This window comes from Streptomyces cinnamoneus, from assembly GCF_002939475.1.
Lineage (GTDB): Bacteria > Actinomycetota > Actinomycetes > Streptomycetales > Streptomycetaceae > Streptomyces > Streptomyces cinnamoneus_A.
Genome location: NZ_PKFQ01000001.1, coordinates 4,541,951 through 4,568,610, shown reverse-complemented (window position 1 = coordinate 4,568,610; position 26,660 = coordinate 4,541,951). Strand labels below are relative to the sequence as shown.

Sequence of the window (26,660 nt, the reverse complement as noted above, 5' to 3'; positions counted from 1 at the left end):
CGGTCGCCGGGGTCTGTCGTTTACAGCGACCGTACCTAGAACGGTATGCAATGCTCTGCTTGCTAAGAAACCGAATGAACCTGTTCATTGCCGCGCACACTAAGAACACGTAGCGTGCCCACGTGATCGAATTCGCTCCTGACATCCCACGCTGGCGTCAAGTGGCCGAAGTGATCCGCCAGCGCATCAAGGACGGGACCTACCCGCCCCGCACACGCGTGCCGTCGGTTCTCCAGCTCACCGAGGAGTTCGGCATCGCGACCATGACGGCGCACAAGGTGCACCGAGGCCTGCGCGAGCAGGGCCTCATCTACACCGAACCCGGGCTTGGCTCGTTCGTCTCGGCGAAGCCTGACGCCTGACCCGGTCCGACTCGCCTGAGAAACGTGGGAAGCGTTAGCCAAGCAGCTGCACCACCTGCCCAGCGAACGCGCCGCAAGAGCGATCGGGCACTCCCTAGAAGCTGAGCGCATCAATGGCCGACGTCATCAGCGCCCGCGCCTGAGCGCCGTACACCGCCATCTTCTGCAGCTCAGAGAAGGCCTTCGCATATCGTGACCCGCCCGACAGTCCTCAGACCTCGCGTGACGGCAGGACGGAGATCTGCGACAGGTTGACGTGGCGGGGGCGGCTGACGGCGAAGGCGATCAGTTCGGCGACGTCGGCCCCGCTGGGGATCTTCTCAATGGAGTCCATGGCTTCCTGAACGGCGGCGCTGATGGCGGGATCGTCGATGTGGTCGCGCAGTTCGGTGTCGACGGCGCCCGGCTCGATGGTGGTCACCCGTACGTCGCTGGGGGCGAGTTGGGTGCGCAGGTTGCGGGAGAGGTGACTGAGGGCGGCCTTGCTCGCGGCGTAGCCGCCGAAGCCGGGCAGGACGGTCTGCGCGGCCACGGACGAGATGGTCACCAGGTCCGCGTGGCCCCGGTCGGCCGCCGCAGCGAGCAGGTCCGGCACGAAGGCGTCCACGACGGCCCAGGCACCGGTGACGTTCACCTCGATCATGCGCTGCCAGTTGGTACCGGCGGCCTGGCCGAGGAGGTCGGGCAGGGCGAGGCCCGCGTTGTTGACGACGAGGTCGACATGGCCGAAGCGTTCCCGGACGCGGGTAGCGGCGTCCGCGATCGAGACGGGCTCGGTCACATCCGACGGGACGGCGAGCGCGGTGCCGCCAGCCGCTTCGATGCGCGCCACGTGCTCGGCCAGGCGATCACCGCGCCGGGCCAGCAGGGCGACGTGGGCTCCTTGCGCGGCCAGCAGATCCGCGGTGGCCTCGCCTATGCCACTGGAGGCTCCGGTCACAACCGCCACCCTGCCAGTAAGGGGCCGGGCGGACGAGGTGGTCTGCGACGCAATCGTGGTCGTGGTGGTCATGGGGGTCATGGTGTTCTCCGGGTGCGCGTGTGCATGTGCGTGCGGTGCCGGTTGGCGATCTCGACTCTGCTCGGAGCGCGCACGCCTGCCCAGGGCTCTGTTCGACCCTGGGTCTGGCAGAACCAGGCTTGGCCGACACTTGAGTCATGGACTTTCGCACCGAACTCGCCGCATTCCTTCGGTCCCGGCGCGCCCGCCTGCGCCCGGAGGACGTCGGCGTACGTCCGTTCAGCGGACGGCGGCGCGTGCCCGGTCTGCGCCGGGAAGAGCTGGCGGAGTTGGCGGGAGTCAGCGTCGACTACTACATACGGCTGGAGCAGGGCCGGTCCCAGAACGTCTCCGACAGCGTCCTCGACGCGGTCGCCGGGGCGTTGCGGCTCGATGCCGCCGAGCGCGCGCACCTGGGCCACCTGACACGTGCCCTGCGCGACTCGCCCGCACAGGCTCTCGCCCCGCAGCCGGTCCGCGCGGGCATCCAGGTGCTGCTGGGGGCGCTCGACGAGGTGCCCGCCTACGTCCTCGGCCGGCGCCTCGACATCCTGGCCTCCAACCGCCTGGCCCGTGTGCTGTTCGGCGACTTCGACGCCCTGCCCGCCGAGCGGCGCAATGTGGCCTGGCTTCACTTCCTCGACCCGGGTGCCCGAGAGCGGTACCCGGACTGGGAGCAGACGGCCCGCGACACCGTGGCCGCGCTGCGCATGGACCTGGGCCGCTATCCCTGCGATGACCGGCTGTGCGGCCTCCTGGGTGAACTCTCCGTCCGCAGCGACGACTTCAGCCGCCTGTGGGCCGAACACCATGTACGGGAGAACTCCCACGGCATCCAGCGGATACGCCACCCCGCGACCGGCGAGCTGCCCCTGCTCCGCGAGACACTCCACCTGCCCGACGAGCCGGACCAGGCCCTGGTCATGTACGTGGCGGAGCCGGGGTCGCGGGCCCAGACGGCGCTCGGCGCACTCGCAGGTCGCGGCCTGGTCGGCGGCGGACCAGGCGGGTATGGGCCGCTGTCGCGGAACTGACCGTCTCGGCCACCCGACAGCCGTCGATCCCCTCCGATGCGTGCCGTACATGGTGGGTGCGCACGTCACACCAAGTCGAACGATGTCCCGCACCGACCCGTCGGACACGCCCTGAAGCCACTCGCCAGCCACCCCGCCCGTGCACCCATCTCCGCAGGTCGCACGGGCGGAGCTGTTGCGCCCGACAACGCCGGCAACCACCGCCGTGACCGGAAGGATCGACTGGGACGTCTCAGTCAGGCGTTCACCGGCGGGCAGGCAGCGCCCCGTCAGCCCCCAGCCCGCACCCCCGCCCACCCCCGCTCCAGCAAGCCGAAGACCTCCTCCACCGCGCGCCGCGGATCCGCGTAGCGTCCCGCGAGGGCGCGGGTTTCCAGGGCGAAGTGGGCCAGGGCCGCGCAGGCGGCGTCGTTCTCGGGGGCGCCGATCTCCTGGGCGACGGCCCGGGCCACCGCCTCCTCGTGGCGCATCCACATGCGGTGGGCGTAGTCGCGCAGCGCCGGCGTGTCCTCCACCATGCGGAGGAACTCGGCGAACCGCGGGTCGTCCTTCTTCGTCAACGTGCGCAGCACGTGGGCACACAGCGCCTGGGGAATCGACTGGCCCGGCGCGCGGTCGCGCACCGCGGCGACGAGCGCCGCCTCCCGGTCGTCGTCCTGGTCGAAGACAAGGGCCTCCTTGCTCGGGAAGTGCTTGAACAGCGTCGTCACCGAGACGTCGGCCGCGTCGGCGACGTCCTTGACGCCCACCTGGTCGTAGCCCCGGTCGAGGAAGAGCTGGAGAGCGGCCTCCGCCAGGGATCGGCGGGTCTGGGCCTTCTTGCGCTCGCGGCGCCCGGTCGGTCCGGTCACGTCAGTCACGGCCCCACCGTACCGCGAAGACACACCCACTAAAAAGGTTTAGCCATTGCACTTATTGAGCGAGTCTGCTTTCTTGGAGGGAGTGCCGGACCGCCCGGCACCCCGCACTCCTCCCGGAGGAACCCACCCATGCCCTCCCACTCCACTCCCGCCCCACGCGTCGCCGTCGTGGGCGGCGGGCTCGGCGGCCTCGCCTGCGCCCGTGTCCTCCAGCGCCACGGCCGCTCCGTCACCGTCTTCGAAAGCGAGGTGTCCGCCGACGCCCGCCCCCAGGGCGGCACGCTCGACATGCACGCCGGCACCGGCCAGGCCGCGATACGCGCCGCGGGCCTGTACGAGCGGTTCCAGGCCCTCGCCCGGCCCGAGGGGCAGGAGATGCGTCTGCTCGACCACACCGCCGCCGTCCTGGAGCACCACCACCCCGCCGAAGGCGACGAGAGCAGGCCGGAGATCGACCGGGGACAGCTGCGGGGCCTGTACCTGGACTCCCTGGCACCGGGCACCGTCCGGTGGGGCCGCGCCGTCACCGCGGTCACCCCGCTCGGCGGTGGCACCAGCCGCCTGCACTTCGCCGACGGCGACAGTGAGGACTTCGACCTCGTCGTGGGCGCCGACGGGGCGTGGTCACGCGTCCGCCCGGCCCTCTCCCCCGCCGCGCCCGTCTACACGGGCGTCACGTTCACCGAGACCGCTCTCGACGACTGCGACACGCGCCACCCCCGCATCGCCGAACTCGTCGGCGACGGCCTGCTGATGGCGAAGGGCCCCGGCAAGGGCCTGTTCGCCCAGCGCAACAGCAACGGCCACATCCGCGTCTACGTCGCCCTGCGCGCCCCGCACGACTGGCACGCCGCCGCCGGCCTGGACCTCGACGACGCCGAAGCCGTGCGCGCCCACCTCCTCAGGCTGTTCGACGGCTGGGACGAAAGCCTGCTCGCCCTCATCCGCGACAGCGACAGGGGGTTCACCGACCGGCCCCTGTACGCGCTGCCTGTCCCGCACACCTGGCGGCACGTCCCCGGCATCACCTTGCTGGGTGACGCCGCCCACGTGATGCCGCCCCTGGGCCTGGGCGCCAACCTCGCCATGCTCGACGGCACCGAGCTGGCCACCGCCCTCCTCACCGAACCGACCGTCGACGACGCCGTCCGCGCCTACGAGAGCGTCATGCTGCCGCGCTCGGCCGACGCGGCCAAGGCATGCGGAGAGGGCCTGGCCACCCTCCTGCCTCAAGCGAGCTGACGCTCGATCAGCGGACGTCCGAGTCCGGGTGTGCCGCGTCCCACGTCTCGCGTGCCGCGGCGATGGCCGGGCGGTGGGCGATCGACCAGTCCGCCAGCGTCTTGACGAGGTGAGTCAGGCTGTGGCCCATATCCGTCAGCTCGTACTCGACCTGCGGCGGGATCGTGGGGTGGACGGTGCGCTTCACCAGCCCGTCACGCTCCAGGCGGCGGACCGTGAGCGTGAGCATGCGCTGGGAGATGTCGCCGGGGATCGCCCGCTGGAGTTCCTTGAAACGCAGGACCCCGGCGGCGAGTTCGACGACGACGTAGACGGACCACTTGTCGCCGAGCCGGTCCAGCACGTCCCGGACCCCGCACTCGTCCTGCGGCGTCTCGCACGTGATCACCGGCTCGCCGGCCACCGGGGTGGTTACCGCGGTGTGCCCTGCTGACATGAAAGTGCCTCCTTATGCGATCCGGCCCCTCTGATGAGGATGGAATCACACGCCTCAGGAAGGACTTCCCATGATCCTGGTCACCGGTGCCACAGGCGCACTCGGGCAGCTCGTCGCCGAGAAGCTGGCGGCGCGCGACGACGTGGTGCTGGGCACCCGCTCGCCCCGCTCCGGCGCCGAGCGCCGCGTCGACTTCGACGACCCCGCGTCGCTCGACTTCACCGGCGTGGACACGCTGCTGCTGATCTCCGCCGGATACGGCGAGGACGACGCCGTCATCGCCCGCCACGAGGCGGCCGTGTCCGCCGCCGAGCGTGGGGGCGTACGGCACGTCGTCTACACCAGCCTCAGCGGTGACGGCGACCACCTGGCGTACGCGCTCGCCCACCGCTGGACCGAGCGCCGGCTCCGGCGGAGCTCCCTGGAGTGGACGATCCTGCGCAACGGCCTGTACGCCGAGTTCCTCGCCGCCGTCGCCGCCCCGGGCCCCGACGGGACCATCGCCGCGCCGCTGGGTGAGGGGCGTCTGGCCGCCGTCGCCCGGGAGGACCTCGCGGAGGTGGCGGCCCGGGTCGTCACCGACCCGCGGCGGCACGCGGGACGGGTGTACGAACTGGTCGGCGAGCAGCCCCTGGGCGGCGCCGACCTGGCGGCGGCGGTCGGCGGCTCGTACGAGCCCGGTGGGCTCGCCGCCACCAGGGAGGCCGTCATCGCGGCCGGACAGGCCCTGCCCTTCCAGGTGCCGATGCTCGTGGGCACGTACTCCGCGATAGCGGGCGGCTTCCTGGACGGCACGGCCATCGAGCACAACTCCTTGCGCGAACTGCTGGGCCGCGAACCGCAGTCCGCCCTGAAGGTGTACGCGGCCGCGGTGGCGCAGAGCGCCCGGGCCTCGTAGCGGCCCTGGGGGTGTGCGATGGGTCAGCAGGGACCTGTGGCTCCCCAGCTACCGCTGGGAGGTGCCCCGGCACCGGACACCGCAGGGCCACACCGACCCACCGGACTCGCTAGAAGTCGAACGTCTCGAAGGAGACGACGGCCCCGTCCCGCCCCTCCCCGTGGACGCGCACCCTCACCTCGTCGGCCTGAGGAGTGCCCGGCGGCTCCTCGACCCTCAGGGTGAGCCCGTCCTCCCGCTCCACCACGCCGTCGGGAGCGGCTCCGTCCACCGCCCCGTGTTTCCCGGGGAGTGACGCGAGCCAGGGTCGCACGTCGGCGCGCGCCATGCGGAAGGTCCCCGACCAGGTGCCGCCCCTCAAGCCGGTGAGCGAGGTGCACGCCTGGTCGCTCGCACTCTCCGGGAGCTCCCAGCCGATGGTCGACATGGCCTTCGAGCAGGCCACCGCGCGCCGCTGCGGCCCCTCGTCGAGCGCCCGCCTGACGCCGGCGACCCAGTACGCCAGGCCGCCGAGGACCACCGTCACGACGAGGGCGACGAGCCACTTCCTCGCCCTGCTCCTGGACGGGGGCGGGGGCGTCGGGTCCGCCGGGTCCATCCGGTCCGCCGGATCCACCCGGTCCGCCGGATCCATCCGGTCCGCCGCCATCACCGCGTGCCCGCCGCCGGCGCCGCCAGCAGCCCCCGCAGCGACTCCTTCACGCTCACCACGAACGCGTCCCGCGACGCCTCGTCCAGCAGGTCCAGCGACAGGTACGGGTTGAGGTCCTCCAGCTCGACGAGGAGCAGCTCGCCCTCCGGCGTGCGGCAGGCGTCCACCCGCTGGATGCCGTGTTCGACGGCGTTCCAGTCGATGAAACCCTGGGCGAAGGCCAGGTCCTCCGCCGTCGGCTCGTACCGCTCCAGGGCCCACCGGCGCTCCGGGTCCGGCGCGTGGAGTGCGTACTGGAAGGCGTGGTCGACGAAGTAGAACGAGACCTCGTAGCGGAAGCGGACGCGCGGCTGGACGAGGACGCCGCCCTCGAAGTCCAGGGCGCCCAGGTCGTCCCGGGGGACGAACCGCAGCCCGATCGAGTCGGCCCCGGCCTTCGGCTTGGCCACGTACTCGGCCACCTCGGGCAGCCTCGTCAGGTCCTCGGCACGGTCGGCCGTCGGGATGACCGGGTGGCCGGCCGCGCTCAGGTCGACCAGGTACTGCTTGCCGGCCATGTCGGCCTTGCCCGTCAGCTCGTTGTAGACGCGCGCCCCGCACCGTGCCGCCCGGGCGCGGAAGTCGTCGTAGGCGGCCTGGTAGTGCAGGACGGGACCGCTGTTGCGGACCACGACCGCGTCGAAGGCGCCCGTCTCCGTCAGCGCGGCCGCGTCCAGCGGGTGGCACAGCGCGAGGTCGAAGTCCTCGCGCAGCCGGGACGAGAGGTAGATGTCCTCGTCGCAGTACCGGCGCCCCCGGGCCTCGTAGGCCAGGTCGGTGACGTACAGAACGCGGGGCCGGGGGGCGGCGGGCGGCATGGAGCTCTCCTGGTGATCGTCTGCACCGAAACCTACCCGCCCGCCCGTACGCACGGAAAAAGGGGCTCCCCCGGCGTCCAGCCGGGAGAGCCCCCGCACAAGCGATGCGGGACGGCGGCTACGCCGCGCCCACCACCTGCTTCTCCTCCGCGAAGTGGCACGCCGACTCGTGCGCGGCCGGCGTCTTCTTCCCCACGAAGACCTCCGGCACCGCCAGCAGCGGCACCTCCTCGGCGCACTTGTCCTGCGCCTTCCAGCAGCGGGTGCGGAAGCGGCAGCCGGACGGCGGGTTCGCCGGGGACGGGACGTCGCCGGTGAGGATGATCCGCTCGCGGCCCTCTCGGGCGTCCGGGTCGGGGACCGGGACGGCCGACAGCAGCGCCTGCGTGTACGGGTGCGTCGGGTGGTCGTAGATCGCCGCGTCCGTACCGATCTCGGCCATCTTGCCGAGGTACATCACGCCGACCCGGTCGGAGATGTGCCGCACGATGGACAGGTCGTGCGCGATGAAGAGGTAGGAGAGGTTGAACTCGTCCTGGAGCTTCTCCATCAGGTTGATGACCTGCGCCTGCACCGACACGTCGAGCGCCGAGACGGGCTCGTCGCAGATGATGATCTCCGGGTTCAGCGCCAGGCCGCGCGCGATGCCGATGCGCTGCCGCTGACCGCCCGAGAACTGGTGCGGGTAGCGGTTGATGTACTCCGGGTTGAGGCCCACGACGTCCAGGAGCTCCCGGACGCGCTTGCGCCGGTCGCCCTTCGGAGCCACCTCGGGGTGGATGTCGAAGGGCTCCCCGATGATGTCGCCGACCGTCATGCGCGGGTTCAGCGACGTGTACGGGTCCTGGAAGACCATCTGGATGTTCCGGCGGACGGCCTTCAGCGCGCGCCCGGACAGCTTGGTGATGTCCTGGCCCTTGTAGAAGACCTCACCCGACGTGGCCGTCTCCAGGGTCATCAGCAGCTTGGCGACCGTGGACTTGCCACAGCCGGACTCGCCGACGATGCCCAGCGTCTCGCCCTGGTAGAGGTCGAAGGAGACGCCGTCGACGGCCTTGACCGCGCCGACCTGCTTCTTGAAGAGGATGCCCTGGGTGAGCGGGAAGTGCTTGACCAGGTTGCGCACCTGAAGGATCGGCTCGCCGCGCTCGACGGGGGCGTCCAGGACGGCCTCCACCTCGGCGGTCGTGCTCGCGTCGCTGACCTCCACCTCGGAGACGTTCGGCGTCGCCTCGGCCACGGCCTCGTCCTTCTTGCCGGTCTCAGCCATGGATCGTCTCCTTCCAGAAGTGGCAGGCGCTCCGTCGACCGGGCAGCGCCGCGCCGTCCCGCTCCGTGACGTCCAGCAGGGCCGGCGTCTCGGTGCGGCAGATGTCCTGCGCCTTGGGGCAGCGCGGGTTGAACGCGCAGCCGGTGGGGATGCGCAGGAGGTTGGGCGGCAGGCCCTTGATCGCGTAGAGCTCCTGGCCCTTCTGGTCCAGGCGCGGGATCGAGTCCAGCAGACCCCGGGTGTACGGGTGGGCGGGGCGCTTGTACAGCTCGTGCACCGGCGCCGTCTCCACGATCCGGCCCGCGTACATCACCGCGATCTTGTCGGCGACGTCGGCGACCACACCCAGGTCGTGGGTGATGAGGATCAGGCCCATGTTGTACTCGCGCTGGAGCTCCGCGAGCAGGTCCATCACCTGGGCCTGGACGGTGACGTCCAGCGCCGTCGTCGGCTCGTCCGCGATGATCAGGTCCGGCTCCAGCGCCAGCGCCATGGCGATCATGATGCGCTGCCGCATGCCGCCGGAGAACTGGTGGGGGTAGTCCCCCACACGCTCCTTGGCGGCCGGGATGCGGACCCGGTCCATCAGCTCGATGGCCTTGGCCTTGGCCTCCTTCTTGGAGAGGCCCTGGTGCACGCGGAACATCTCGCCGAGCTGGTAGCCCACGCTCAGCACGGGGTTCAGCGAGGACAGCGCGTCCTGGAAGATCATGGCGATCTTGCTGCCACGGATCTTGCGGCGCTCCTCGGCGGACATCTTCAGCATGTCCTGGCCGCGGAAGAGGATCTCGCCCTGCGGGATCTTGCCCGGCGGCATGTCGAGGATGCCCATGACGGCCTGCGCGGTCACCGACTTGCCGGAACCGGACTCGCCGAGCACGGCCAGCGTCTCACCGGCGTTGACGGAGTAGTTGACGCCGTTGACGGCCTTGGCCACGCCGTCCCGGGTGTGGAACTCCACGTGCAGGTCGCGGACTTCCAGCAGGGGGGTGCCGTCCGCGTCCCCGGCCCTGGGCTCGGGGACGTTCGCGGTCTTCTCAGTTGTGGTCACGTACGCCTCCCTCAGCGCAGCTTGGGGTCGAGGGCGTCGCGCACCGCGTCGCCGAGCAGGATGAACGCGAGCACGGTCAGGCTCAGGAACGTGGCCGGGACCAGCAGGTTGTGCGGGGCGTCACGCAGGTTCTTCTGTGCGTCCGAGATGTCCACACCCCAGGAGATGACCGGGTCCTGAAGACCGATGCCCAGGTAGGACAGGGTCGCCTCGGTGGAGATGTAGCCGCCGAGCGCGATGGTCGAGACGACGATCACCGGGCCGATCGCGTTCGGCAGGATGTGCCGGAACAGGATGCGGCCGGTGCCCGCGCCGAGTGCGCGTGCTGCCGTCACGAAGTCCGCCTGCTTCTGCGTGATGACGGCACCGCGCATGACGCGCGCGATCTGCATCCAGCCGAAGAGCGTGAGGCCGAACACCACCGTCCACACGGTGCGGTGGGTGAACGCCTGCAGCGTGACCAGACCGCCGAGCAGCAGCGGGATGCCGAAGAAGATGTCCGTGACGCGGGACAGCAGGGCGTCCACCCAGCCACCGAAGTAGCCGGCGAGCATGCCGACGAGGCCACCGAGGATCGTGACGGCGAGCGTCACGCAGATGCCGACGATGATCGAGGCGCGGGCGCCGTAGACCGTACGGGCGTAGACGCTCTGGCCCTGGATGTTGTAGCCGAACCAGTCCTCCTGGAAGAAGTGCGTCCAGTTCGGCTTGCCGAGGAAGTGGTTCCGCAGGTCGGCGTGGCGCGGGTCCACGTCGGTGAACACGCTCGGGAAGGCCGCCATGAAGATGAACAGCACCAGCAGCCCGGAGGAGATCCAGAACAGCGGGCTGCTGCGCAGCTCGCGCCAGGCGTCCTGGCCGAGGCTGCGGGGCTTGTTCTGCACGGTCTCCGGCGCGGCCAGGACAACGGACTCCGGCCCGGGGGCCTCGGGCGTCAAGGTCTTCTCAGGCATAGCGGATCCTCGGGTCCAGGACGGCGTACAGCAGGTCGACGACCAGGCTGCTCACGAGGTAGACGAGAACGAGCACGGTCACGATGCCGACCACGGTCGGGCCCTCGCTGGTCTGGATGGCCCGGTAGAGCGTGTTGCCCACGCCCTGGACGTTGAAGATGCCCTCCGTGACGATCGCGCCGCCCATCAGCATGCCGAGGTCGGTGCCGAGGAACGTGACGACGGGGATGAGGGAGTTGCGCATCAGGTGCACTCCGATCACCCGGCGCCGCGGCAGGCCCTTGGCCACGGCCGTGCGCATGAAGTCGGCGCGCAGGTTCTCCACGACCGTGGTCCGCGTCAGTCGCGTGACGTACGCGAGGGACAGCGCCGCCAGCACCGCGGCGGGCACCATCAACTGGCCGACGTCCATGGAGTCCTGGACCGTCGGGGTGATGAGCTTCCACTTCATGCCCAGCGCGAACTGGGTGAGGAAGCCGATCACGAAGACGGGGATCGAGACCACGATCAGGGTGAGCACGAGCACGAGCTGGTCGACCAGCTTGCCGCGCTTGAGGCCCGTCAGCATGCCGAGCGAGATGCCGAGGACCAGCTCGATGCCGAACGCGAGGAGCGCCAGGCGGATGGTCACGGGGAACGCGTCGGCCATCAGGTCGGCGACCGGCCGGCCGGTGAAGCTCTTGCCGAAGTCGCCCTGGAACAGACCGGTCAGGTAGTTCCAGTACTGCTCGAGCAGGGGCTTGTCGAGCCCGAACTCGTGCCGGAGCCTTTCGACGGTCGCCGGGTCGGCGGCCTTACTTCCGAAGAGTGCCTTGACGGGGTCGCCGGGCAGCGAATAGACCATCAAGAAAATGAGCAAAGTGGTCCCGATGAAGACCGGGATCATCTGGAGCAGTCGCCGCGCGACAAATCGCCCCATGGTGTTCCTCCTGTCGCCGACGGGGCCCAGTGGCCCGCCTCCCCCGTGGGGCGGCGGTCACTGGGCCTCCGTCACTGCAGCTTCCCGGGTTACTTCTTGACCTCGACCTCGGTCCAGATGGCCTGGCGGAAGGTGTCGAACTTGACGTTCTTCACCTTCTTCGAGTAGCCGGCCTTGGTGTGGTCGAAGAAGAGCGGGATGGAGGGCATCTGCTCGGCGAGCTTGGCCTCGACCTGGTGGTAGATCTTGTTGGAGTCCTCGACGGTCTTGGCCTCGTCGGCCTGCTTCATCAGGTCGTCCAGGCCCTTGTCGCTGAACGCCATGTCGTTCGCGCCGGCACCGGTGCGGTACTGCTCCGCGATGAAGTTGGAGATGTTCGGGAAGTCCTGGACCCAGGCCATCCGGAACGCGCTCGTCATCTTCTTCTCGGTGATGTCGGCGCGCACCTGCTGGAAGGTCGGCTTCGGGTCACCCACGCACTCGACACCGGTGTTCTGGCGGATGTCGTTGCAGACGGCGTCGACCCACTCCTTGTGGCCGCCGTCGACGTTGTAGGTGATGGTGATCTTGTTGCCGGGGACGCCGCCGCCGGCCTTGATCAGCTCCTTGGCCTTGGCCGGGTCGAACTTGCAGAACTCGCCACAGGAGTTGGGCTGGTAGCCCTCGACGACCTTCGGGGTCCAGCCGTCGGCCGCGTCCTTCGAGCCCTTGAGGGCGGTCTTGGCGATGGTCTCGCGGTCGATCGCCAGGGACAGGCCCTGACGGACCTTGGCCTTCTCCGGCTTCGCCCACTCCTCCTGGTACAGCGGGAAGGCGATGTTGGTGTTGCCGCCGTACATCTGGTCGACGGCGCGGTCGCCCAGGTCGTTCTTGTACTGGTTCATGACCGAGGTCGGCACCTGGAACATGACGTCCAGCTTGTCGGAGACGAGGTCGTTGTAGGCCGCGTCGTCCTTGTTGTAGAACTTGAAGATCACGCCGCCGTTCTTGGGCTTGTCCTCACCCTTGTAGGCGTCGAACTTCTTGGTCTTGAACTCGACCTTGTGCTGCCAGTCGCCGTCCTGCATGTACGGGCCGTTGCCGACCGGGTGCTCGCCGAACCCCTTCGGGTCCTTGTAGAAGGACTTGGGGAGCGGGAAGAACGCGTCGTAGAAGAGGCGCTCCTTGAAGGTCGAGACCGGGTGCGACAGCTCGATCGTGAACTCGTTGTCGTTGACGATCTTCAGACCCTCGAGCTTGTCGGCCGAGGGGTCGCCCTTCTCCGGGTGGACGGCGTCGTAGCCCTTGATGTCCGCGAACCAGGAGGAGTTGAGCTGCGCGTTCTTGGCGTTGGCGCCCCAGTTCCAGGCGTCCACGAAGGAAGCGGCCGTCATCGGCTCGCCGTTGTGGAAGGTCCAGCCCTGCTTCAGCTTGACCGTGAAGACCTTGTTGTCAGGGCTCTCCACGCTCTCGGCAGCCATGTTCCGCAGCTTGCCCTTCTCGTCGAAGTCGACGAGGCCGCGGAAGAGGTTCTTGACGATGTAGCCGCCACCGGTCTCATTGGTGTTGCTGGGGATCAGCGTGTTCTGCGGCTCGGTGTTGTAATACGTGTAGGTGCCGTTGGGGTCAACAGCCGCATTGTCATCACTGCTGCTTCCACCGCCGCCACAGGCGGTCGCAGTCATCGCGACAGTTATCGCACCCGCGACCCAGACAGCACTCTTGGCACCGCGCATTGGCTTGCCTCCTCAGGAGTCCACGTATCACTACAGGAGAGGCGCCGGCCCCCCGCTGACACCCCTGACAGCGGAGACGGGAACCGGCACCTCGAGTGTGCTCGTGAGTCGGCGCTCCCCACAGCGCGTGACCCATTGACCCGAGCTCAGTGAACCCAACTATTAAGTACGTCCGCCCTTTAAACCACTCTTATAGGGTCTCGCTTTGGTCACATCGATCACCCCGTCAGGTTCGAAATCCGGACAAAGGCAACCCAGGCAGACACCGACGAAACGGACTGTTAACACGACATCCGGCGTTATCCGTCCGCTATCCGGGCCCTGCGCGGGGAGATTGGCCGAAGCCTGACGGTGTATCGGTGATCTTCCCCCGCCGATGGTTCCAGAGCCTCGGCCGCGGCCGCATGCGAACCGAGGATCCGATCAGGCAAACCGGCGCCCGCGCGAGGACCCCCGCGCACGGGCGAGGACGAGCACCCCCGCGGGGGCCCAGAACGCGAACGGGCCCGGCGCCCCGCGTGAAGTGCGGGGGCACCGGGCCCGTTCGGTCGGACGGTTACGCGACCACGGAGAACCGTCAGCCGTGCTTGGCGCGCGAGGCCGTGCGGCCGCGCTCCTTCTGGTCCAGGACGACCTTGCGGATGCGGACCGCCTCCGGGGTCACCTCGACGCACTCGTCGTCGCGGCAGAACTCCAGGGACTGCTCCAGCGACAGCTTGCGCGGCGGGACGATCGCCTCGAAGGAGTCGGCGGAGGAGGAGCGCATGTTGGTGAGCTTCTTCTCCTTGGTGATGTTGACGTCCATGTCGTCGGAGCGCGAGTTCTCGCCGACGATCATGCCCTCGTACACCTCGGTGCCCGGGTCGGTGAAGAGCACGCCGCGCTCCTGGAGGTTCGTCATCGCGAAGGCGGTGACGGCACCGGCGCGGTCGGCGACCAGCGAACCGTTGTTACGGGTCTGCAGGGTGCCGAACCACGGCTCGTGGCCCTCGTGGATGGAGTGGGCGATGCCGGTGCCGCGGGTGTTCGTCAGGAACTCCGTACGGAAGCCGATCAGGCCACGGGACGGGACGACGAACTCCATGCGGACCCAGCCGGAGCCGTGGTTGGACATGTTGTCCATCCGGCCCTTGCGGACACCCATGAGCTGGGTGACGGCGCCCATGTGCTCCTCGGGCACGTCGATCGTCATGCGCTCGACCGGCTCGTAGGTCTTGCCGTCGACCTCCTTGGTGACGACCTGCGGCTTGCCGATCGTCATCTCGAAGCCCTCGCGGCGCATCTGCTCGACCAGGATGGCCAGCGCCAGCTCACCGCGGCCCTGCACCTCCCAGGCGTCGGGGCGCTCGGTGTCCAGGACGCGCAGCGAGACGTTACCGATCAGCTCGCGGTCCAGACGGTCCTTGACCTGACGGGCCGTGACCTTGCGGTCCTTGACCGCGGCCTTCGCGTCCGCGCCCTTGCCGGTGCCGCCACGGCCGACCAGCGGCGAGGTGTTGGTACCGATGGTCATGGAGATCGCCGGCTCGTCGACCGTGATCAGGGGCAGCGCGACCGGGTTCTCCGGGTCGGCCAGGGTCTCACCGATCATGATCTCGGGGATGCCGGCGACCGCGCAGATGTCACCGGGGCCGGCCACCTCGGCCGGCTTGCGGGTGAGCGCCTCGGTCATCATCAGCTCGGTGATGCGGACGTTCTGGATCGAGCCGTCGCGCTTGATCCACGCGACCGTCTGGCCCTTGCGCAGCTCGCCCTGCTCGACGCGGAGCAGCGCGATGCGGCCGAGGAAGTTGTCGGCGTCGAGGTTGGTGACGTGGGCCTGGAGCGGCGCGTCCTCCTCGTACGTCGGGGCCGGGACGTGCTCCAGGATGGTGGAGAAGAACGGCTCCAGGTTGGTGCTGTCCGCGGGGACGGTGCCGTCCTCCGGCTTGGTCAGCGAGGCGACGCCGTCACGGCCGCAGGCGTAGACGATCGGGAACTCGATCTGGTCCTCGTCGGCGTCCAGGTCGAGGAAGAGGTCGTACGTCTCGTTGACGACCTCGTCGATGCGGGAGTCCGGGCGGTCCGTCTTGTTGATGCACAGGATGACCGGCTTCCGCTGCTGGAGCGCCTTGCGGAGCACGAAGCGGGTCTGCGGCAGCGGGCCCTCGGAGGCGTCGACGAGCAGGACGACCGCGTCCACCATCGACAGACCGCGCTCGACCTCGCCACCGAAGTCGGCGTGGCCGGGGGTGTCGATGATGTTGATCGTGATCGGGTCCCCGCCGTCCTTGGGGTGGTACTTCACCGCCGTGTTCTTGGCGAGGATCGTGATGCCCTTCTCACGCTCCAGGTCGTTCGAGTCCATGACGCGGTCGTCGACGGACTCGAGCTGGTGCGCGGCGAAGGCACCGGCCTGCTTGAGCATGGCGTCGACGATGGTCGTCTTGCCGTGGTCGACGTGGGCGACGATGGCGACGTTACGGATGTCGTGGCGGGTGGGCATACTTGCGGCGCTTCTCCCGGAATCGTGGATGGCGGCGCGTACGGTCCGGCACGCGCGCCCGCCGGGCTAATCACGCCGCGGCCACTTCCATGGTACGGGGCGTCGCCGCCTTCGGCCCCCCAGGGCCGGTGATGACCGCCTTGACCTGGGATGATGCAGCGGTATTCGTTCCTGGAAGCGGCTCCCCGGGAGCCTGGGGACCCCTCAGCGCGCGAATCCCATGTCCTGGTAGCGCGGCGTCGCCAGCCCGAAGGCTCCGGCGTTGACGACCGTCTTGCGCACGCCCACCAGCTCCGGCCGCTGGTAGAGGGGGATCGAGCCGGCGGCCGCCCAGATGCGGGCGTCCGCCCGTGCCACCAGGTCCCGGGACGCCTCCTGGTCCAGCTCCGTGGAGGCCTGGTCGAAGAGCCGGTCGATCTGGTCGGTGCCGACCCGGGTGTAGTTCTGCTCGACCTGGAGCGAGCCGTCGGCCGCGGGCTGCGGCTTGGCGAAGATCGGCCGGGCGTCGGTGGCCGGGTAGGCGCCCGTGGGCCAGCCGTACAGCGCCAGGTCGAAGTCGCCGGAGGCGATGTGGTCCTTGAAGAAGGAGGCGTCGTCGACGCCCACGATCTCCGTGCGGACGCCGATCGCGTCCAGCTGCCGGGCGATCCGCTCGCCGACGGCCCGCAGCGGCTCGGCCCCGGCGCCCTTGGGCAGAACGAAGCGGAGCATCAGCTTCTTGCCGTCCTTGAAGCGGGCCGGGGCGGCGGCCGCCTTCCCGCCGCTGTCGCCGGCGCTCTTGCCGTCGCCGGCGCCGGTGACCTGGCCGGCCGGGGCCTCCAGGTCCGGCCGGTGGCCGGCCGGGGGCACCTGGCCCAGCGCCTTCTTCCGGGGGGCCGCGCCGTGGCCCTCCTTCCAGCCGGCGTCCGCCAGCAGCGCCTGGGCGGCCCGGGGGTCCGGGGCGCCGATCGCGTCGCTGTTGTCCTCGTAGCCCTCCTGGCCGGCCACCAGGACGTGGCTGCCCATGGGCTCGGCGGGCAGGCCCAGCGGCGTGAGGACGAACTCGGCGAGGGCCTTGCGGTCGACGGCCCGGGCGACGGCCCGCCGGACGCGCTCGTCGGCGAGCGGGCCGGAGGAGCCGTTGAGGGCGAGCTGGGTGTAGGCGGGCTCCAGGGACTTGCGGACGACGAGGCCGCGCAGCGCCGTCGCGTCGGCGGCCACGGGCTTGTTGGCGCCGTCCCCCTTCTTGGGCGGGGTGTTCGCCTTGATGATGCGCTCGGCGCCGGCCGGGCTGATCTCGGCCAGGTCCGCCTTGCCGCTCGCCAGGGCCTCGACCCGCTGCTCGCGCGGCACGGCCCGCAGCACGAGCCGGTCGAGCTTGGCGGGATCGCCCCACCACCTGGGGTTGCGCACGAGCGTGAGGGTGTTCTGCTTCTGGTCGCGGGCGCCGACCTTGAACGGGCCGGCGCCGACCTTGAGCTCCTTGCGGGCCGAGTCGTTGAAGGCGCCGCCGCTGCCCATGACCGACCGCGGGTACAGCGGGGTGAACAGGGCGGGCCAGTCGGCGTAGCTCTTCGCGAACGTGACCTTGACCTCGCGGTCGTTCGCCCCGCGCTCGACGCGGTCGATCCGGTCGTACCCCGCGTTGCGGGCCGTCCAGAACGCGCTGTCCTTGCCGCGCAGCGCCTTCCACTGGGCCTCGAAGTCGGCGGCGGTGATCGCGCTGCCGTCGCTCCAGACGGCCCTGGGGTTCAGCTTGTAGACCACGACCTGCCGGGGCTTGCGATGGAAGAGCTCGGCGGCCTTCAGGTAGTCGGGGTTGCGCTGCGGGCGCCCGCGCTCGTCGAGGGTGAACAGGGTGGGCAGTGCCGCCTGGGCGACCTTCTGCGCCGCCGCGTCCGCGTCGGCCTGGAAGACGTTGAAGGTGGCGGGCAGTGCGTCGACGGCCCAGGTCAGGGTGCCTTTGTCGGCGACCTTGGCGCGGGCGGCGGTGGCGATGTCGCGGGGGGCCGCGGGGCCCTCGCCCTCGTCGCCGGCCCTGCCGCCGGCACAGCCGGCCAGGGCGGGCAGCGGAAGCAGGACCACGGCCGCGAGGAGAACGGCGGGGCGGTGCGTACGGGACCGTGTGCGCATGGACGACATGGGTGCTACCTCCGCCGGACGGTCCGGGATCGTTCACAGCCGTCGCGTCCGCGCAGCTGATCGCATCTTTCGCGGCCCACTGAAAGCGACGCCCCGGGCGAAGACGTGCCGACACGGCGCCGCCGGCGCGCACGCCACCCGCCTGGACGAACGTTCACCAGCCAAAGGGGCGGCCGGGGAATGCGCTCCCGCGAAGGCGCGATCAGGACGGCTATCTTCCCCTCAAGGGGTGTGACGCGCGACACTCTCAGTCGCATGACAGGGCGCCACCCGCGACCGCCGAGGCGGAAGGCCAAATCATGTCCGTTAAAGATGAATTGACGATGATGCAGCGCTGTCTCGACGATCTCGACCGGGCGATCGGGCGGATCGAGCAGCGCCTGGGCAGGGGCGGCCTCGACGTGCGGCGGGTCCGTACGGACGCCGGTCACCTGCGGGAGAGCGTGGCCCTGCTGAGCCCCGACGGCTGCGGCCCGGGCGGCGTCCACGTGGAGCGGCTGCCGCGCGAAGCGATGGTGCAGATCTCCGACGCCCCCTACGACGCCTCGCTGTGGACGGACGCGCAGGACGAGGGGCTCGGCTCCCCGACCGGCCACGCGCCCTGAGTCCGCCCAGGCAGCGGCGCGACCACACCGTTCCCTCACTCCTGACCGGAGTCCTCCTTGGCCACTGGTACCGACCCCCAAGCCTCCGCCGCGACCGCGGGGCGCCCCGCGGGCCGCGGCGTCGACCACGCCTCCCGCGCCGCCATCCCGGCCCGCCACCTGCGCGGTGACCGCTGGTGGCTGGCCCCCGCCGTCACCGCCGCGGGGCTGCTCGCGTTCATCGTGTACTCCACCTGGCGGGCCTTCGCCGGCGACGACTACTACGCCGCCCCGTACGTCTCCCCGTTCTACTCGCCCTGTCTCGCGGCGAACTGCGTGGACATGCCCGCCGGGGCGGACTGGGAGATCGTGGGCTCGTGGTGGCGGCTGTCGCCCGCCCTGCTGGTGCTGATCTTCCCGCTGGGCTTCCGGCTGACCTGCTACTACTACCGCAAGGCGTACTACCGCGGCTTCTGGGCGTCGCCCCCGGCCTGCGCGGTGCCGGAGCCGCACGCGAAGTACAGCGGCGAGACCCGCTTCCCGCTGATCCTCCAGAACGTCCACCGCTACTTCTTCTACTTCGCGGTGCTCGTCGCGGGCGTCCTCACCTACGACGCCCTCCTCGGCTTCCGCGACGAGGACGGGGCCTGGGGCCACATGGGTCTGGGCACGCTCGTGCTCCTCGCCAACGTCGCGCTGATCTGGGCGTACACCCTCTCCTGCCACTCCTGCCGGCACATCGTCGGCGGCAGGCTGCGCAACTTCTCCCGGCATCCGGTGCGCTACCGCCTGTGGGGCTGGGTCGGGGTGCTCAACGCCCGCCACATGCAGCTGGCCTGGGCGTCGCTGGTGAGCGTGGCGGTCGCCGACTTCTACGTCTACCTGGTCGCCAGCGGCGCCTTCGACGATCCGCGCTTCTTCTAGGAGAGGGACTTCTTTTCGATGACACGGGTGGACCGGCAGTCCTGGGACGTGGTCGTGGTGGGGGCGGGCGGCGCCGGGCTGCGCGCCGCCATCGAGGCCCGCGAGCAGGGACTGCGCTGCGCGGTGATCTGCAAGTCGCTGTTCGGCAAGGCGCATACGGTGATGGCGGAGGGCGGCATCGCCGCCTCGATGGCCAACGTCAACGGCAACGACAACTGGCAGGTGCACTTCCGCGACACCATGCGCGGCGGCAAGTTCCTCAACAACTGGCGGATGGCGGAGCTGCACGCCCAGGAGGCCCCCGACCGGGTCTGGGAGCTGGAGACCTGGGGCGCGGTCTTCGACCGCACGGTCGACGGGCGGATCTCCCAGCGCAACTTCGGCGGGCACGAGTACCCGCGGCTGGCCCACGTGGGCGACCGCACGGGCCTGGAGCTGATCCGCACCCTCCAGCAGAAGATCGTCTCGCTCCAGCAGGAGGACCACCGGGCCTACGGCGACTACGAAGCCCGCCTGAAGGTCTTTCAGGAGTGCACGGTCACCCGCGTGCTGAGGGAGGACGGCCCCAAGGGCCGACGGGTGTCCGGCGTCTTCGGCTACGAGCGCGAGTCGGGCCGTTTCTTCGTGATCGAGGCGCCGGCCGTGGTGCTGGCCACCGGCGGCATCGGCAAGTCCTTCAAGGTGACGTCGAACTCCTGGGAGTACACCGGTGACGGGCACGCGCTGGCGCTGCTGGCGGGGGCGCGGCTGGTCAACATGGAGTTCGTGCAGTTCCACCCCACGGGCATGGTCTGGCCGCCGTCGGTGAAGGGGATCCTGGTCACCGAGTCGGTGCGCGGCGACGGCGGGGTGCTGCGCAACAGCGACGGCAAGCGGTTCATGTTCGACTACGTCCCGGACGTCTTCAAGGAGAAGTACGCCGAGTCGGAGGCCGAGGGCGACCGCTGGTACACCGACCCCGACCACAACCGCAGACCGCCCGAGCTGCTGCCCCGCGACGAGGTGGCCCGCGCCATCAACGCCGAGGTCAAGGCCGGGCGCGGCTCCCCGCACGGCGGGGTGTTCCTGGACGTGTCCACCCGGATGCCGGCCGAGGCGATCAAGCGGAAGCTGCCGTCCATGCACCACCAGTTCAAGGAGCTGGCGGACGTGGACATCACGGCCGAGCCCATGGAGGTCGGCCCCACCTGCCACTACGTGATGGGCGGCGTCGAGGTCGACCCGGACACCGCCGCCGCCTGCGGGGTGCCGGGCCTGTTCGCGGCGGGCGAGGTGGCCGGCGGGATGCACGGCTCCAACCGGCTCGGCGGCAACTCGCTGTCCGACCTGCTGGTCTTCGGGCGGCGCGCGGGGCTGTACGCGGCGAAGTACGCGGCCGCCTTCGCGACCGGTGCGACGCCGGCCGTCTCGGAGGCCGACGTCGAGCTGGCGGCGGCGGAGGCGCTGCGCCCGTTCGGGGCGGAGGGCGGCGACCCGAGCGTCTCGCACGGCCCGGCCGAGAACCCGTACACCCTCCACCAGGAGCTCCAGCAGTCGATGAGCGACCTGGTCGGCATCATCCGGCGGGCCGGCGAGATGGAGGAGGCGCTCCACCGGCTGGCCGGGCTGCGGGCGCGGGCGCGGCGGGCCGGGGTGGAGGGGCACCGGCAGTTCAACCCCGGCTGGCACCTGGCCCTGGACCTGCGCAACATGCTGCTGGTCAGCGAGTGCGTGGCGCGGGCGGCGCTGGAGCGCACGGAGAGCCGCGGCGGGCACACCCGGGACGACCATCCGGGGATGGACCGCCGCTGGCGGCGGGTCAACCTGGTCTGCCGGCTGGCGGACGAGTCCACGGGGCCCGCGGTGACGGACTCGGCCCTGGGCCTGATCCGGCTGGAGCGGCGCGAGACCCCGGCGATCCGGGAAGACCTGCTGGCCCTTTTCGAGAAGGAGGAGCTGGCGAAGTACCTGACCGACGAGGAGCTCACTTCATGAGTTACCAGGCCCGCTTCAAGGTGTGGCGGGGTGATGCGGACGGTGGTGGTCTCGTCGACTACGAGGTGGCCGTCCACGAGGGCGAGGTCGTCCTCGACATCATCCACCGTCTCCAGGCCACGGCCGCGCCGGACCTCGCGGTCCGCTGGAACTGCAAGGCGGGCAAGTGCGGCTCGTGCAGCGCGGAGATCAACGGCCGGCCGCGGCTGATGTGCATGACCCGGATGTCGGTCTTCGACCCGGCCGAGACGGTCACCGTCACCCCCATGCGGACCTTCCCGGTGACCCGGGACCTGGTGACGGACGTGTCGTACAACTACGTCAAGGCGCGCGAGGTGCCGTCCTTCGTGCCGCCGGCCCGGCTGAAGCCGGGCGAGTACCGGATGCGGCAGGAGGACGTGGGGCGGATTCAGGAGTTCCGCAAGTGCATCGAGTGCTTCCTGTGCCAGAACACCTGCCACGTGGTGCGGGACCACGAGGAGAACAAGACCAACTTCGCCGGCCCGCGTTTCCTGATGCGCGTGGCGGAGCTGGACATGCACCCGCTGGACGCCGCGGACGAGGCCGGCGTGGACCGCAGGCAGGGGGCGCGGGAGGACCACGGCCTGGGCTACTGCAACATCACCAAGTGCTGCACGGAGGTCTGCCCCGAGCACATCAAGATCACGGACAACGCCCTGATCCCGCTGAAGGAACGGGTGGTGGACCGGTCCTACGATCCGCTGGTCTGGCTGGGCAGCAAGATCCGCCGCCGCAAGGAGTGATCACCCTCCGTAAAAGCTCGGGCCTTCCCAGTAGCGGACCCACCAATACGGTCATACGCTCCAAAATGTGACGCGGCTTTCGGGTGGGCACGGGCCGGGGGCGCCGAGCCGGGCCCTGCTCGGCGCCCTCCTCGCGCTGTGCGCCGTGCTGCTTCCGGCCGTGGTCGCCGCCCGCGCGGACACGCCCCTCGACCTGGACGCCTCCGGCCGCATCACGGACACGGTCGGGGCGCTCGGCCGCCGCCGCGGCCAGGTCGAGGCCGCGCTCGACCGGCTGTACACCCACCACCACGTCCGGCTCTACGTCACCTACGTGCGCGACTTCTCCGGCCGCTCCGGCCGCGCCTGGGCGGACGCCACCGCCGACCGCAACGGCCTCGGCCCGCACGACGTGCTGCTGGCCGTCGCCACCCACCACCGCCAGTACGCCGTCTCGGCCGACAAGGACTCCGGCTTCCGCAAGGCCCAGATCCAGAAGGTCTCCGTCACCGCCATCGCCCCCGCCCTCGCCCAGCACGACTGGGCCGGCGCCGCCGTCGGCGCCGCCGCGGGCTACGCGGCCGTGCTCGAGGGCTCCCCCGTCCGCACCCCCCGCATCCGGCCCGGCAGCAGCGACCCCGGCGGCGACGGGCTCGTGCCCGGCGACCACGGGGTGTGGATGCCGGTGGCCGGGGCGGCCGGCGCCGGGCTCGCCGGGCTCTACCTCTGCTCCCGGCACACCCAGTCCGTCCGGCTGCGCCGGTCCGGGCGGGGCCGCCCCGTGCTCACCACCGCGACCACCGAGCCGGGCCTCGCCCGCATGGTCCAGCCGCTCACCCCCCTGCCGGAACTGGAGGCCGAGGCCGCGCGCAACCTCGTCGACACCGACGACGCCGTGCGCACCAGCGCCGAGGAACTCCTCTTCGCCGCCATACAGTCGGGCGAGGCCGCCACCCGCCCGTTCGCCGAGGCCGTGGCCTACGCCAGGGGCGAGCTCGCCGACGCCTTCCGGCTGCGGCAGCGGCTCGACGACGCCCCGCAGGAGGACGACGGCTTCCGCCGCCACGCCCTGGACGAGATCTGCTCCCGCTGCACCAGCGCCAACCGGCGGCTGGACGCCGAGTCGGAGGCCTTCGACCGGCTCCGCGCCCCCCGGGCCAACGCCCGCGCCATCCTCGAACGGGCCGAGGCCACCGCCCGGGCCCTCGCACCCCGCGTCGACACCGCCGAGGCCGCCCTGGCCGCTCTCGCCCCCCACCACGCGCCCAGCGCCCTCGCCCCCGTCGCCGGCCACCCCGCCGAGGCCCTCGACCGCCTCACCTTCGCCGCCACCGCCCTGGAGGAGGCCCGCGCCGCCCTGGCCGCCCGCGACGCCTCCCAAACGGCCCTCTCGCTGCGCGCGGCCGAGGCCGCCCTCGCCCAGGCCCGCACCCTCACCCTCGCCACGCTCCGGCACACCCACGACCTCACGGCGGCAGCGGCCCGGCTGCGCGACGCCCTGACGGAGGCCGCGGCGGTGCCGGCCGCGCGGGCGGTGCTGGCGGAGGTGCGACGGGAGCTGGCCCGCGGCCCCTGCGACGTCCCCGCCCTGCTGCGCCGCCTCGACACGGCGGCGCTGCCGGGCCGGCCGGCGCGGGCGGTGCTCGCCGCCCGGGCGGAGGTGGCGGCGGCCCGGGACTTCATCGGCACCCACCGGGGGGCGATCGGCTGCCGGGCGCGCACCCGGCTGGCGGAGGCGGAGCGCCACCTGTCCCTCGGGCACGCGGACCGGGCGGACACCCTCGCCCGCCAGGCCCGCGCCCTGGCGGAGCAGGACGTGGAGGCGTACGGCACGCCGTACGCCCCGGACGCCCCCTCGCCGGCCCGGGCGCTGGGGGGCGCGGTGGTGGGGGGCATCATCCTGACCGGCCTGCTGCCGGCCACCTTCGGCGGGGGCGCGACCCGGGGGCGACTGGCGGGCTGAGGCCCCGAGCGCCGGCTCCCCCGGCTCAGTACAGGCTCAGCAGCGCCTCCACCGCGTCCGGCGCCGGCGAGTCGTCGTCCGGGAGCGCCAGCTCGAACCAGACCGTCTTGCCGTGCGGGATCCGGCGGCTGCCCCAGGCCGCGCTGAGCAGCCCCACCAGCTGGAGCCCCCGCCCGCCCTCGTCCGTGTCGCGCGCCCGCCGCCGCCGCGGCTGGACGTGGCCGCCGTCCCACACCTCGCAGACCAGGGTGCGGTCCAGCAGCAGCCGCAGCCGGATCTCGCCCTCCCCGTACCGCAGGGCGTTGGTGACCAGCTCGCTCACCAGCAGTTCCGTGGTGTCGACGAGGTCGGTCAGGCCCCACGTCTCCAGCTGCGCCCGCGCCAGCTCCCGGGCGCGGGCCACCGAGCGCGGCTCGGGCGGCAGGGTCCAGTCGCCGGCGCAACCGGGGCGCAGACCCCGCAGACGGGCCATCAGGAGCGCGATGTCGTCCTCGCCGTGGTGGGTGTCCAGGGCGCCGAGGACGTGGTCGCAGACGTCCTCCAGCGGCCGTTCGGGGTCGGCGAGGGCCTCGCGGAAGGCCTGGAGGCCCTCGTCCAGCGGGTGGTCGCGGGATTCGACGAGGCCGTCGGTGTAGAGGGCGAGCAGGGCGCCGTCGGGCAGCTCGATCTCGGTCTCCTCGAAGGGCTCGCCGCCCACGCCCAGCGGCATCCCGGGCGGGACCTCCAGGAGCATCGCCGGCTCGCCAGCCTCGACCAGGACCGGCGGCAGGTGACCGGCGTTGGCGACGGTGCAGCGGCGCGTCACCGGGTCGTAGACCGCGTAGACGCACGTCGCGAGGTAGACCTCGGAGAGGTCGGCGGGGCGCACGCTCCCGCGCACCCCGCGGGAGGCGGACTGCTTGCCGCCGGGGCGTCCGAGGCCGTGGGCGATCTCGTCCAGGGCGGAGAGCACCTCGGCGGGCTCCAGGTCGAGCATGGCCAGGGTGCGCACGGCCGTGCGCAGCTCGCCCATGGCGACCGCGGCCCGCAGGCCGCGGCCCATGACGTCGCCGACGACGAGAGCCGTGCGGTGTCCGGGCAGTTCGATGACGTCGAACCAGTCGCCGCCCACCTCGGTGGCGGCGTTGCCGGGCAGGTAGCGGCAGGCAATCTCCACGCCGGCCGCCTCGGGGTCGCCCGGGGGCAGCAGGCTGCGCTGGAGCATCAGGGCCCGCTCGTGCTCGCGCCGGTAGAGGCGGGCGTTGTCGATGCAGACGGCGGCGCGGGCGGCCAGCTCGACGGCGAGGGCGGTGTCCCGTTCCCCGAAGGGCTCGCTGCCCTTGGTGCGGGAGAACTGGGCGAGCCCCACGACGGTGTCGCGGGCGACCATCGGCACGGCGAGCGTGCACTGCACGACGGCGCCCAGCTCCGGGCCGTCGTCGCCCTCCCGGCCGGGGACGACCTGGACCTGGGCGGTGCGCAGGGCCTGGGCGCAGGGGGAGTGAAAGGGATAGCGGTGCACCTCGCCGACCTGGATGGGCTTGTGGTCGGGGTCCACGGGGGCTCCGGAGACGGCGCTGGAGTAGGCGACGCGGCGCAGTTCCGCGCTGCCGTCGGCGAGGCCGGGCGGGGCCTCGTCGCCGGCGAGCAGGCCCTGGTAGAGGTCGACGGAGGCGAGGTCGCAGAACTGGGGGACGGCGACGTCCAGGAGTTCGCGGGCGGTGGTCTCCAGGTCCAGGGAGTTGCCGATGCGGGCGCCGGCCTCGTTGAGCAGGGCCAGGTTGCGGCGCACACCCGCGGCCTCGCGCTCGGCACGGCGCCGTCCGGTGACGTCGGTGGCGAGGGCGGCCACGCCGATGGGCCGGCCGCTGCCGCTGTGCAGCCGGTAGAGCGAGACGGACCAGCGGCGCCGCTCGCTGTTGCCGGGCACCGGGCCGACCAGTTGGATGTCGGCCACCGGTTTGCCGCTGTCGAGGACCTGGCGCAGGGCCGCGGTCAGCCGGTCGGCCTCCGGGCGCGGCAGGAAGTCGTGCGGGGTGCGGCCGCGGTGCCAGGCGGCGGGGCGGCCGAAAGTCTGGGCGAAACTCTCGTTGACGCGCAGCAGGGTCAGATCCGTGCCGAAGAAGAAGAACCCCAGCGGAGATTGGCCGAAAACGGCTTCCGCCGCGGCGATGTCGGTCTCTATTCCCCGCAGGGCTTTGACGTCGACCGCGACGCAGAGCGCGGCACGGTCCCCGACGGCGTTCTCACTGGGCATCACATAGATCTCGGCGACGCCCTGTTGGCGGTCGCCCCGCTGGTAGGGGACGAGGCCGGTCCAGGCGCGGCCGTCCAGGCCGCCCTCGGCCAGGAAGGGCACGGCGGGGCGGTGCCGCCGGTGGTGGGGGTCCACGGGCGTGAGGACCTCCATCGGGTCCTTGCCGACGGCGTGCCGGGCCGCTGTTCCGAAGAGTTCGGCCGCCCGCTCGCTCCACTGCTCGATCCGGCCGTCGGGGCCGAGGGAGAACGACGCCACGCGGATGTGGTCGTAGAGGGAACCGGGCGGACTGTTCTGCCACGTTGACGTGGCGTCCGTTCCCTCTGACCTGTCCGCCGTACCCGCTGGCTTCTCGCTCACGTGCCCGTCCCCTCCGGCTCT

General features: G+C 71.2%; 22 protein-coding genes. 9 read left to right on the top strand and 13 right to left on the bottom strand.

The features are described from left to right. The first annotated feature begins 122 nt into the window (after positions 1-122). Positions 123-362 (top strand): GntR family transcriptional regulator, encoded by a 240-nt coding sequence (locus tag CYQ11_RS20555; RefSeq protein WP_240003113.1) that lies wholly within the window; start codon positions 123-125, stop codon positions 360-362. A 211-nt stretch (positions 363-573) separates the two neighbouring features. Here the strand turns inward: CYQ11_RS20555 and CYQ11_RS20545 are convergent, their stop codons facing one another. Continuing rightward, on the bottom strand, positions 574-1,374 hold the full coding sequence (locus tag CYQ11_RS20545) for an SDR family oxidoreductase (protein WP_099197530.1): 801 nt from the start codon (positions 1,372-1,374) through the stop codon (positions 574-576). Between the two features lie 146 nt (positions 1,375-1,520). Here CYQ11_RS20545 and CYQ11_RS20540 point away from each other — a divergent pair, with 146 nt between their 5' ends. Beyond that, positions 1,521-2,396: a helix-turn-helix domain-containing protein gene (locus tag CYQ11_RS20540; protein ID WP_099201359.1), complete on the top strand. Its 876-nt coding sequence runs from the start codon at positions 1,521-1,523 to the stop codon at positions 2,394-2,396. Positions 2,397-2,665: 269 nt separating this feature from the next. On the opposite strand, the gene CYQ11_RS20535 is transcribed toward CYQ11_RS20540, so the two are convergent. Continuing rightward, positions 2,666-3,256: a TetR/AcrR family transcriptional regulator gene (locus tag CYQ11_RS20535; protein WP_205041819.1), complete on the bottom strand. Its 591-nt coding sequence runs from the start codon at positions 3,254-3,256 to the stop codon at positions 2,666-2,668. Between the two features lie 129 nt (positions 3,257-3,385). Here CYQ11_RS20535 and CYQ11_RS20530 point away from each other — a divergent pair, with 129 nt between their 5' ends. Beyond that, a complete protein-coding gene (locus tag CYQ11_RS20530; RefSeq protein ID WP_099201360.1) occupies positions 3,386-4,498 on the top strand; it encodes an FAD-dependent oxidoreductase in 1,113 nt (370 codons plus the stop codon). A gap of 7 nt (positions 4,499-4,505) precedes the next feature. Here CYQ11_RS20530 and CYQ11_RS20525 read toward each other — a convergent pair whose 3' ends face one another. Next, positions 4,506-4,934 carry a winged helix-turn-helix transcriptional regulator gene (locus tag CYQ11_RS20525; protein WP_099201361.1) on the bottom strand — a complete coding sequence of 143 codons (429 nt, stop codon included), beginning with the start codon at positions 4,932-4,934 and terminating at the stop codon, positions 4,506-4,508. Positions 4,935-5,004: 70 nt separating this feature from the next. On the opposite strand from CYQ11_RS20525, the gene CYQ11_RS20520 reads away from it, so the two are divergent. Beyond that, positions 5,005-5,832, top strand: coding sequence for an NAD(P)H-binding protein (locus tag CYQ11_RS20520; protein WP_099201362.1), 828 nt, complete (start codon positions 5,005-5,007; stop codon positions 5,830-5,832). A gap of 109 nt (positions 5,833-5,941) precedes the next feature. Here the strand turns inward: CYQ11_RS20520 and CYQ11_RS20515 are convergent, their stop codons facing one another. The 9 genes from CYQ11_RS20515 to CYQ11_RS20475 all read right to left on the bottom strand — a co-directional run bounded on the left by CYQ11_RS20515 (position 5,942) and on the right by CYQ11_RS20475 (position 17,855). Next, positions 5,942-6,466: a hypothetical protein gene (locus CYQ11_RS20515; protein ID WP_146104722.1), complete on the bottom strand. Its 525-nt coding sequence runs from the start codon at positions 6,464-6,466 to the stop codon at positions 5,942-5,944. A gap of 14 nt (positions 6,467-6,480) precedes the next feature. Next, a complete protein-coding gene (locus CYQ11_RS20510) occupies positions 6,481-7,341 on the bottom strand; it encodes an ATP-grasp domain-containing protein (RefSeq protein WP_099201364.1) in 861 nt (286 codons plus the stop codon). A gap of 118 nt (positions 7,342-7,459) precedes the next feature. Further along, on the bottom strand, positions 7,460-8,611 hold the full coding sequence (locus tag CYQ11_RS20505) for an ABC transporter ATP-binding protein (RefSeq protein WP_099201365.1): 1,152 nt from the start codon (positions 8,609-8,611) through the stop codon (positions 7,460-7,462). Then, a complete protein-coding gene (locus CYQ11_RS20500; RefSeq protein WP_099201366.1) occupies positions 8,604-9,662 on the bottom strand; it encodes an ABC transporter ATP-binding protein in 1,059 nt (352 codons plus the stop codon). The genes CYQ11_RS20505 and CYQ11_RS20500 overlap by 8 nt, the downstream gene beginning before the upstream one ends. Positions 9,663-9,673: 11 nt before the next feature. Then, on the bottom strand, positions 9,674-10,615 hold the full coding sequence (locus tag CYQ11_RS20495) for an ABC transporter permease (RefSeq protein WP_099201367.1): 942 nt from the start codon (positions 10,613-10,615) through the stop codon (positions 9,674-9,676). After that, on the bottom strand, positions 10,608-11,534 hold the full coding sequence (locus CYQ11_RS20490) for an ABC transporter permease (RefSeq protein ID WP_099201368.1): 927 nt from the start codon (positions 11,532-11,534) through the stop codon (positions 10,608-10,610). Before CYQ11_RS20490 ends, CYQ11_RS20495 begins: the two co-directional genes overlap by 8 nt. A gap of 89 nt (positions 11,535-11,623) precedes the next feature. Then, positions 11,624-13,249, bottom strand: coding sequence for a peptide ABC transporter substrate-binding protein (locus CYQ11_RS20485; protein ID WP_099201369.1), 1,626 nt, complete (start codon positions 13,247-13,249; stop codon positions 11,624-11,626). A gap of 577 nt (positions 13,250-13,826) precedes the next feature. Then, positions 13,827-15,734 carry a translational GTPase TypA gene (gene typA / locus CYQ11_RS20480; RefSeq protein WP_099201370.1) on the bottom strand — a complete coding sequence of 636 codons (1,908 nt, stop codon included), beginning with the start codon at positions 15,732-15,734 and terminating at the stop codon, positions 13,827-13,829. A 204-nt stretch (positions 15,735-15,938) separates the two neighbouring features. Then, positions 15,939-17,855, bottom strand: coding sequence for an ABC transporter family substrate-binding protein (locus CYQ11_RS20475; RefSeq protein WP_099201371.1), 1,917 nt, complete (start codon positions 17,853-17,855; stop codon positions 15,939-15,941). A gap of 299 nt (positions 17,856-18,154) precedes the next feature. On the opposite strand from CYQ11_RS20475, the gene CYQ11_RS20470 reads away from it, so the two are divergent. From CYQ11_RS20470 to CYQ11_RS20450, 5 genes are all read left to right on the top strand, one after another. After that, positions 18,155-18,460, top strand: coding sequence for an Rv0250c family protein (locus CYQ11_RS20470; protein ID WP_099201372.1), 306 nt, complete (start codon positions 18,155-18,157; stop codon positions 18,458-18,460). A gap of 57 nt (positions 18,461-18,517) precedes the next feature. Continuing rightward, positions 18,518-19,363: a succinate dehydrogenase subunit SdhC gene (locus CYQ11_RS20465; RefSeq protein WP_099201373.1), complete on the top strand. Its 846-nt coding sequence runs from the start codon at positions 18,518-18,520 to the stop codon at positions 19,361-19,363. Between the two features lie 18 nt (positions 19,364-19,381). After that, positions 19,382-21,337, top strand: coding sequence for a fumarate reductase/succinate dehydrogenase flavoprotein subunit (locus CYQ11_RS20460; RefSeq protein ID WP_099201374.1), 1,956 nt, complete (start codon positions 19,382-19,384; stop codon positions 21,335-21,337). Further along, the gene (locus CYQ11_RS20455) at positions 21,334-22,101 is read left to right on the top strand and encodes a succinate dehydrogenase/fumarate reductase iron-sulfur subunit (RefSeq protein ID WP_099201375.1); all 768 of its coding nucleotides are present in this window, start codon (positions 21,334-21,336) and stop codon (positions 22,099-22,101) included. Before CYQ11_RS20460 ends, CYQ11_RS20455 begins: the two co-directional genes overlap by 4 nt. Positions 22,102-22,168: 67 nt before the next feature. Beyond that, a complete protein-coding gene (locus CYQ11_RS20450; protein WP_099201376.1) occupies positions 22,169-24,043 on the top strand; it encodes a TPM domain-containing protein in 1,875 nt (624 codons plus the stop codon). 25 nt (positions 24,044-24,068) lie between these two features. Here the strand turns inward: CYQ11_RS20450 and CYQ11_RS20445 are convergent, their stop codons facing one another. After that, entirely contained in the window at positions 24,069-26,639 is a 2,571-nt protein-coding gene (locus CYQ11_RS20445; RefSeq protein ID WP_240003580.1) for a SpoIIE family protein phosphatase, read from the bottom strand. Between the last annotated feature and the right edge of the window lie 21 nt (positions 26,640-26,660).

What these genes read in the sequence shown, in the direction of transcription:
- CYQ11_RS20545 (WP_099197530.1), bottom strand. Translation starts at nt 1,374, where the DNA reads ATGACCACCACGACCACGATTGCGTCGCAGACCACCTCGTCCGCCCGG.
- CYQ11_RS20540 (WP_099201359.1), top strand. Translation starts at nt 1,521, where the DNA reads ATGGACTTTCGCACCGAACTCGCCGCATTCCTTCGGTCCCGGCGCGCC.
- CYQ11_RS20530 (WP_099201360.1), top strand. Translation starts at nt 3,386, where the DNA reads ATGCCCTCCCACTCCACTCCCGCCCCACGCGTCGCCGTCGTGGGCGGC.
- CYQ11_RS20525 (WP_099201361.1), bottom strand. Translation starts at nt 4,934, where the DNA reads ATGTCAGCAGGGCACACCGCGGTAACCACCCCGGTGGCCGGCGAGCCG.
- CYQ11_RS20520 (WP_099201362.1), top strand. Translation starts at nt 5,005, where the DNA reads ATGATCCTGGTCACCGGTGCCACAGGCGCACTCGGGCAGCTCGTCGCC.
- CYQ11_RS20515 (WP_146104722.1), bottom strand. Translation starts at nt 6,466, where the DNA reads ATGGATCCGGCGGACCGGGTGGATCCGGCGGACCGGATGGACCCGGCG.
- CYQ11_RS20510 (WP_099201364.1), bottom strand. Translation starts at nt 7,341, where the DNA reads ATGCCGCCCGCCGCCCCCCGGCCCCGCGTTCTGTACGTCACCGACCTG.
- CYQ11_RS20505 (WP_099201365.1), bottom strand. Translation starts at nt 8,611, where the DNA reads ATGGCTGAGACCGGCAAGAAGGACGAGGCCGTGGCCGAGGCGACGCCG.
- CYQ11_RS20495 (WP_099201367.1), bottom strand. Translation starts at nt 10,615, where the DNA reads ATGCCTGAGAAGACCTTGACGCCCGAGGCCCCCGGGCCGGAGTCCGTT.
- CYQ11_RS20490 (WP_099201368.1), bottom strand. Translation starts at nt 11,534, where the DNA reads ATGGGGCGATTTGTCGCGCGGCGACTGCTCCAGATGATCCCGGTCTTC.
- CYQ11_RS20485 (WP_099201369.1), bottom strand. Translation starts at nt 13,249, where the DNA reads ATGCGCGGTGCCAAGAGTGCTGTCTGGGTCGCGGGTGCGATAACTGTC.
- typA (WP_099201370.1), bottom strand. Translation starts at nt 15,734, where the DNA reads ATGCCCACCCGCCACGACATCCGTAACGTCGCCATCGTCGCCCACGTC.
- CYQ11_RS20475 (WP_099201371.1), bottom strand. Translation starts at nt 17,855, where the DNA reads ATGTCGTCCATGCGCACACGGTCCCGTACGCACCGCCCCGCCGTTCTC.
- CYQ11_RS20470 (WP_099201372.1), top strand. Translation starts at nt 18,155, where the DNA reads ATGTCCGTTAAAGATGAATTGACGATGATGCAGCGCTGTCTCGACGAT.
- CYQ11_RS20460 (WP_099201374.1), top strand. Translation starts at nt 19,382, where the DNA reads ATGACACGGGTGGACCGGCAGTCCTGGGACGTGGTCGTGGTGGGGGCG.
- CYQ11_RS20455 (WP_099201375.1), top strand. Translation starts at nt 21,334, where the DNA reads ATGAGTTACCAGGCCCGCTTCAAGGTGTGGCGGGGTGATGCGGACGGT.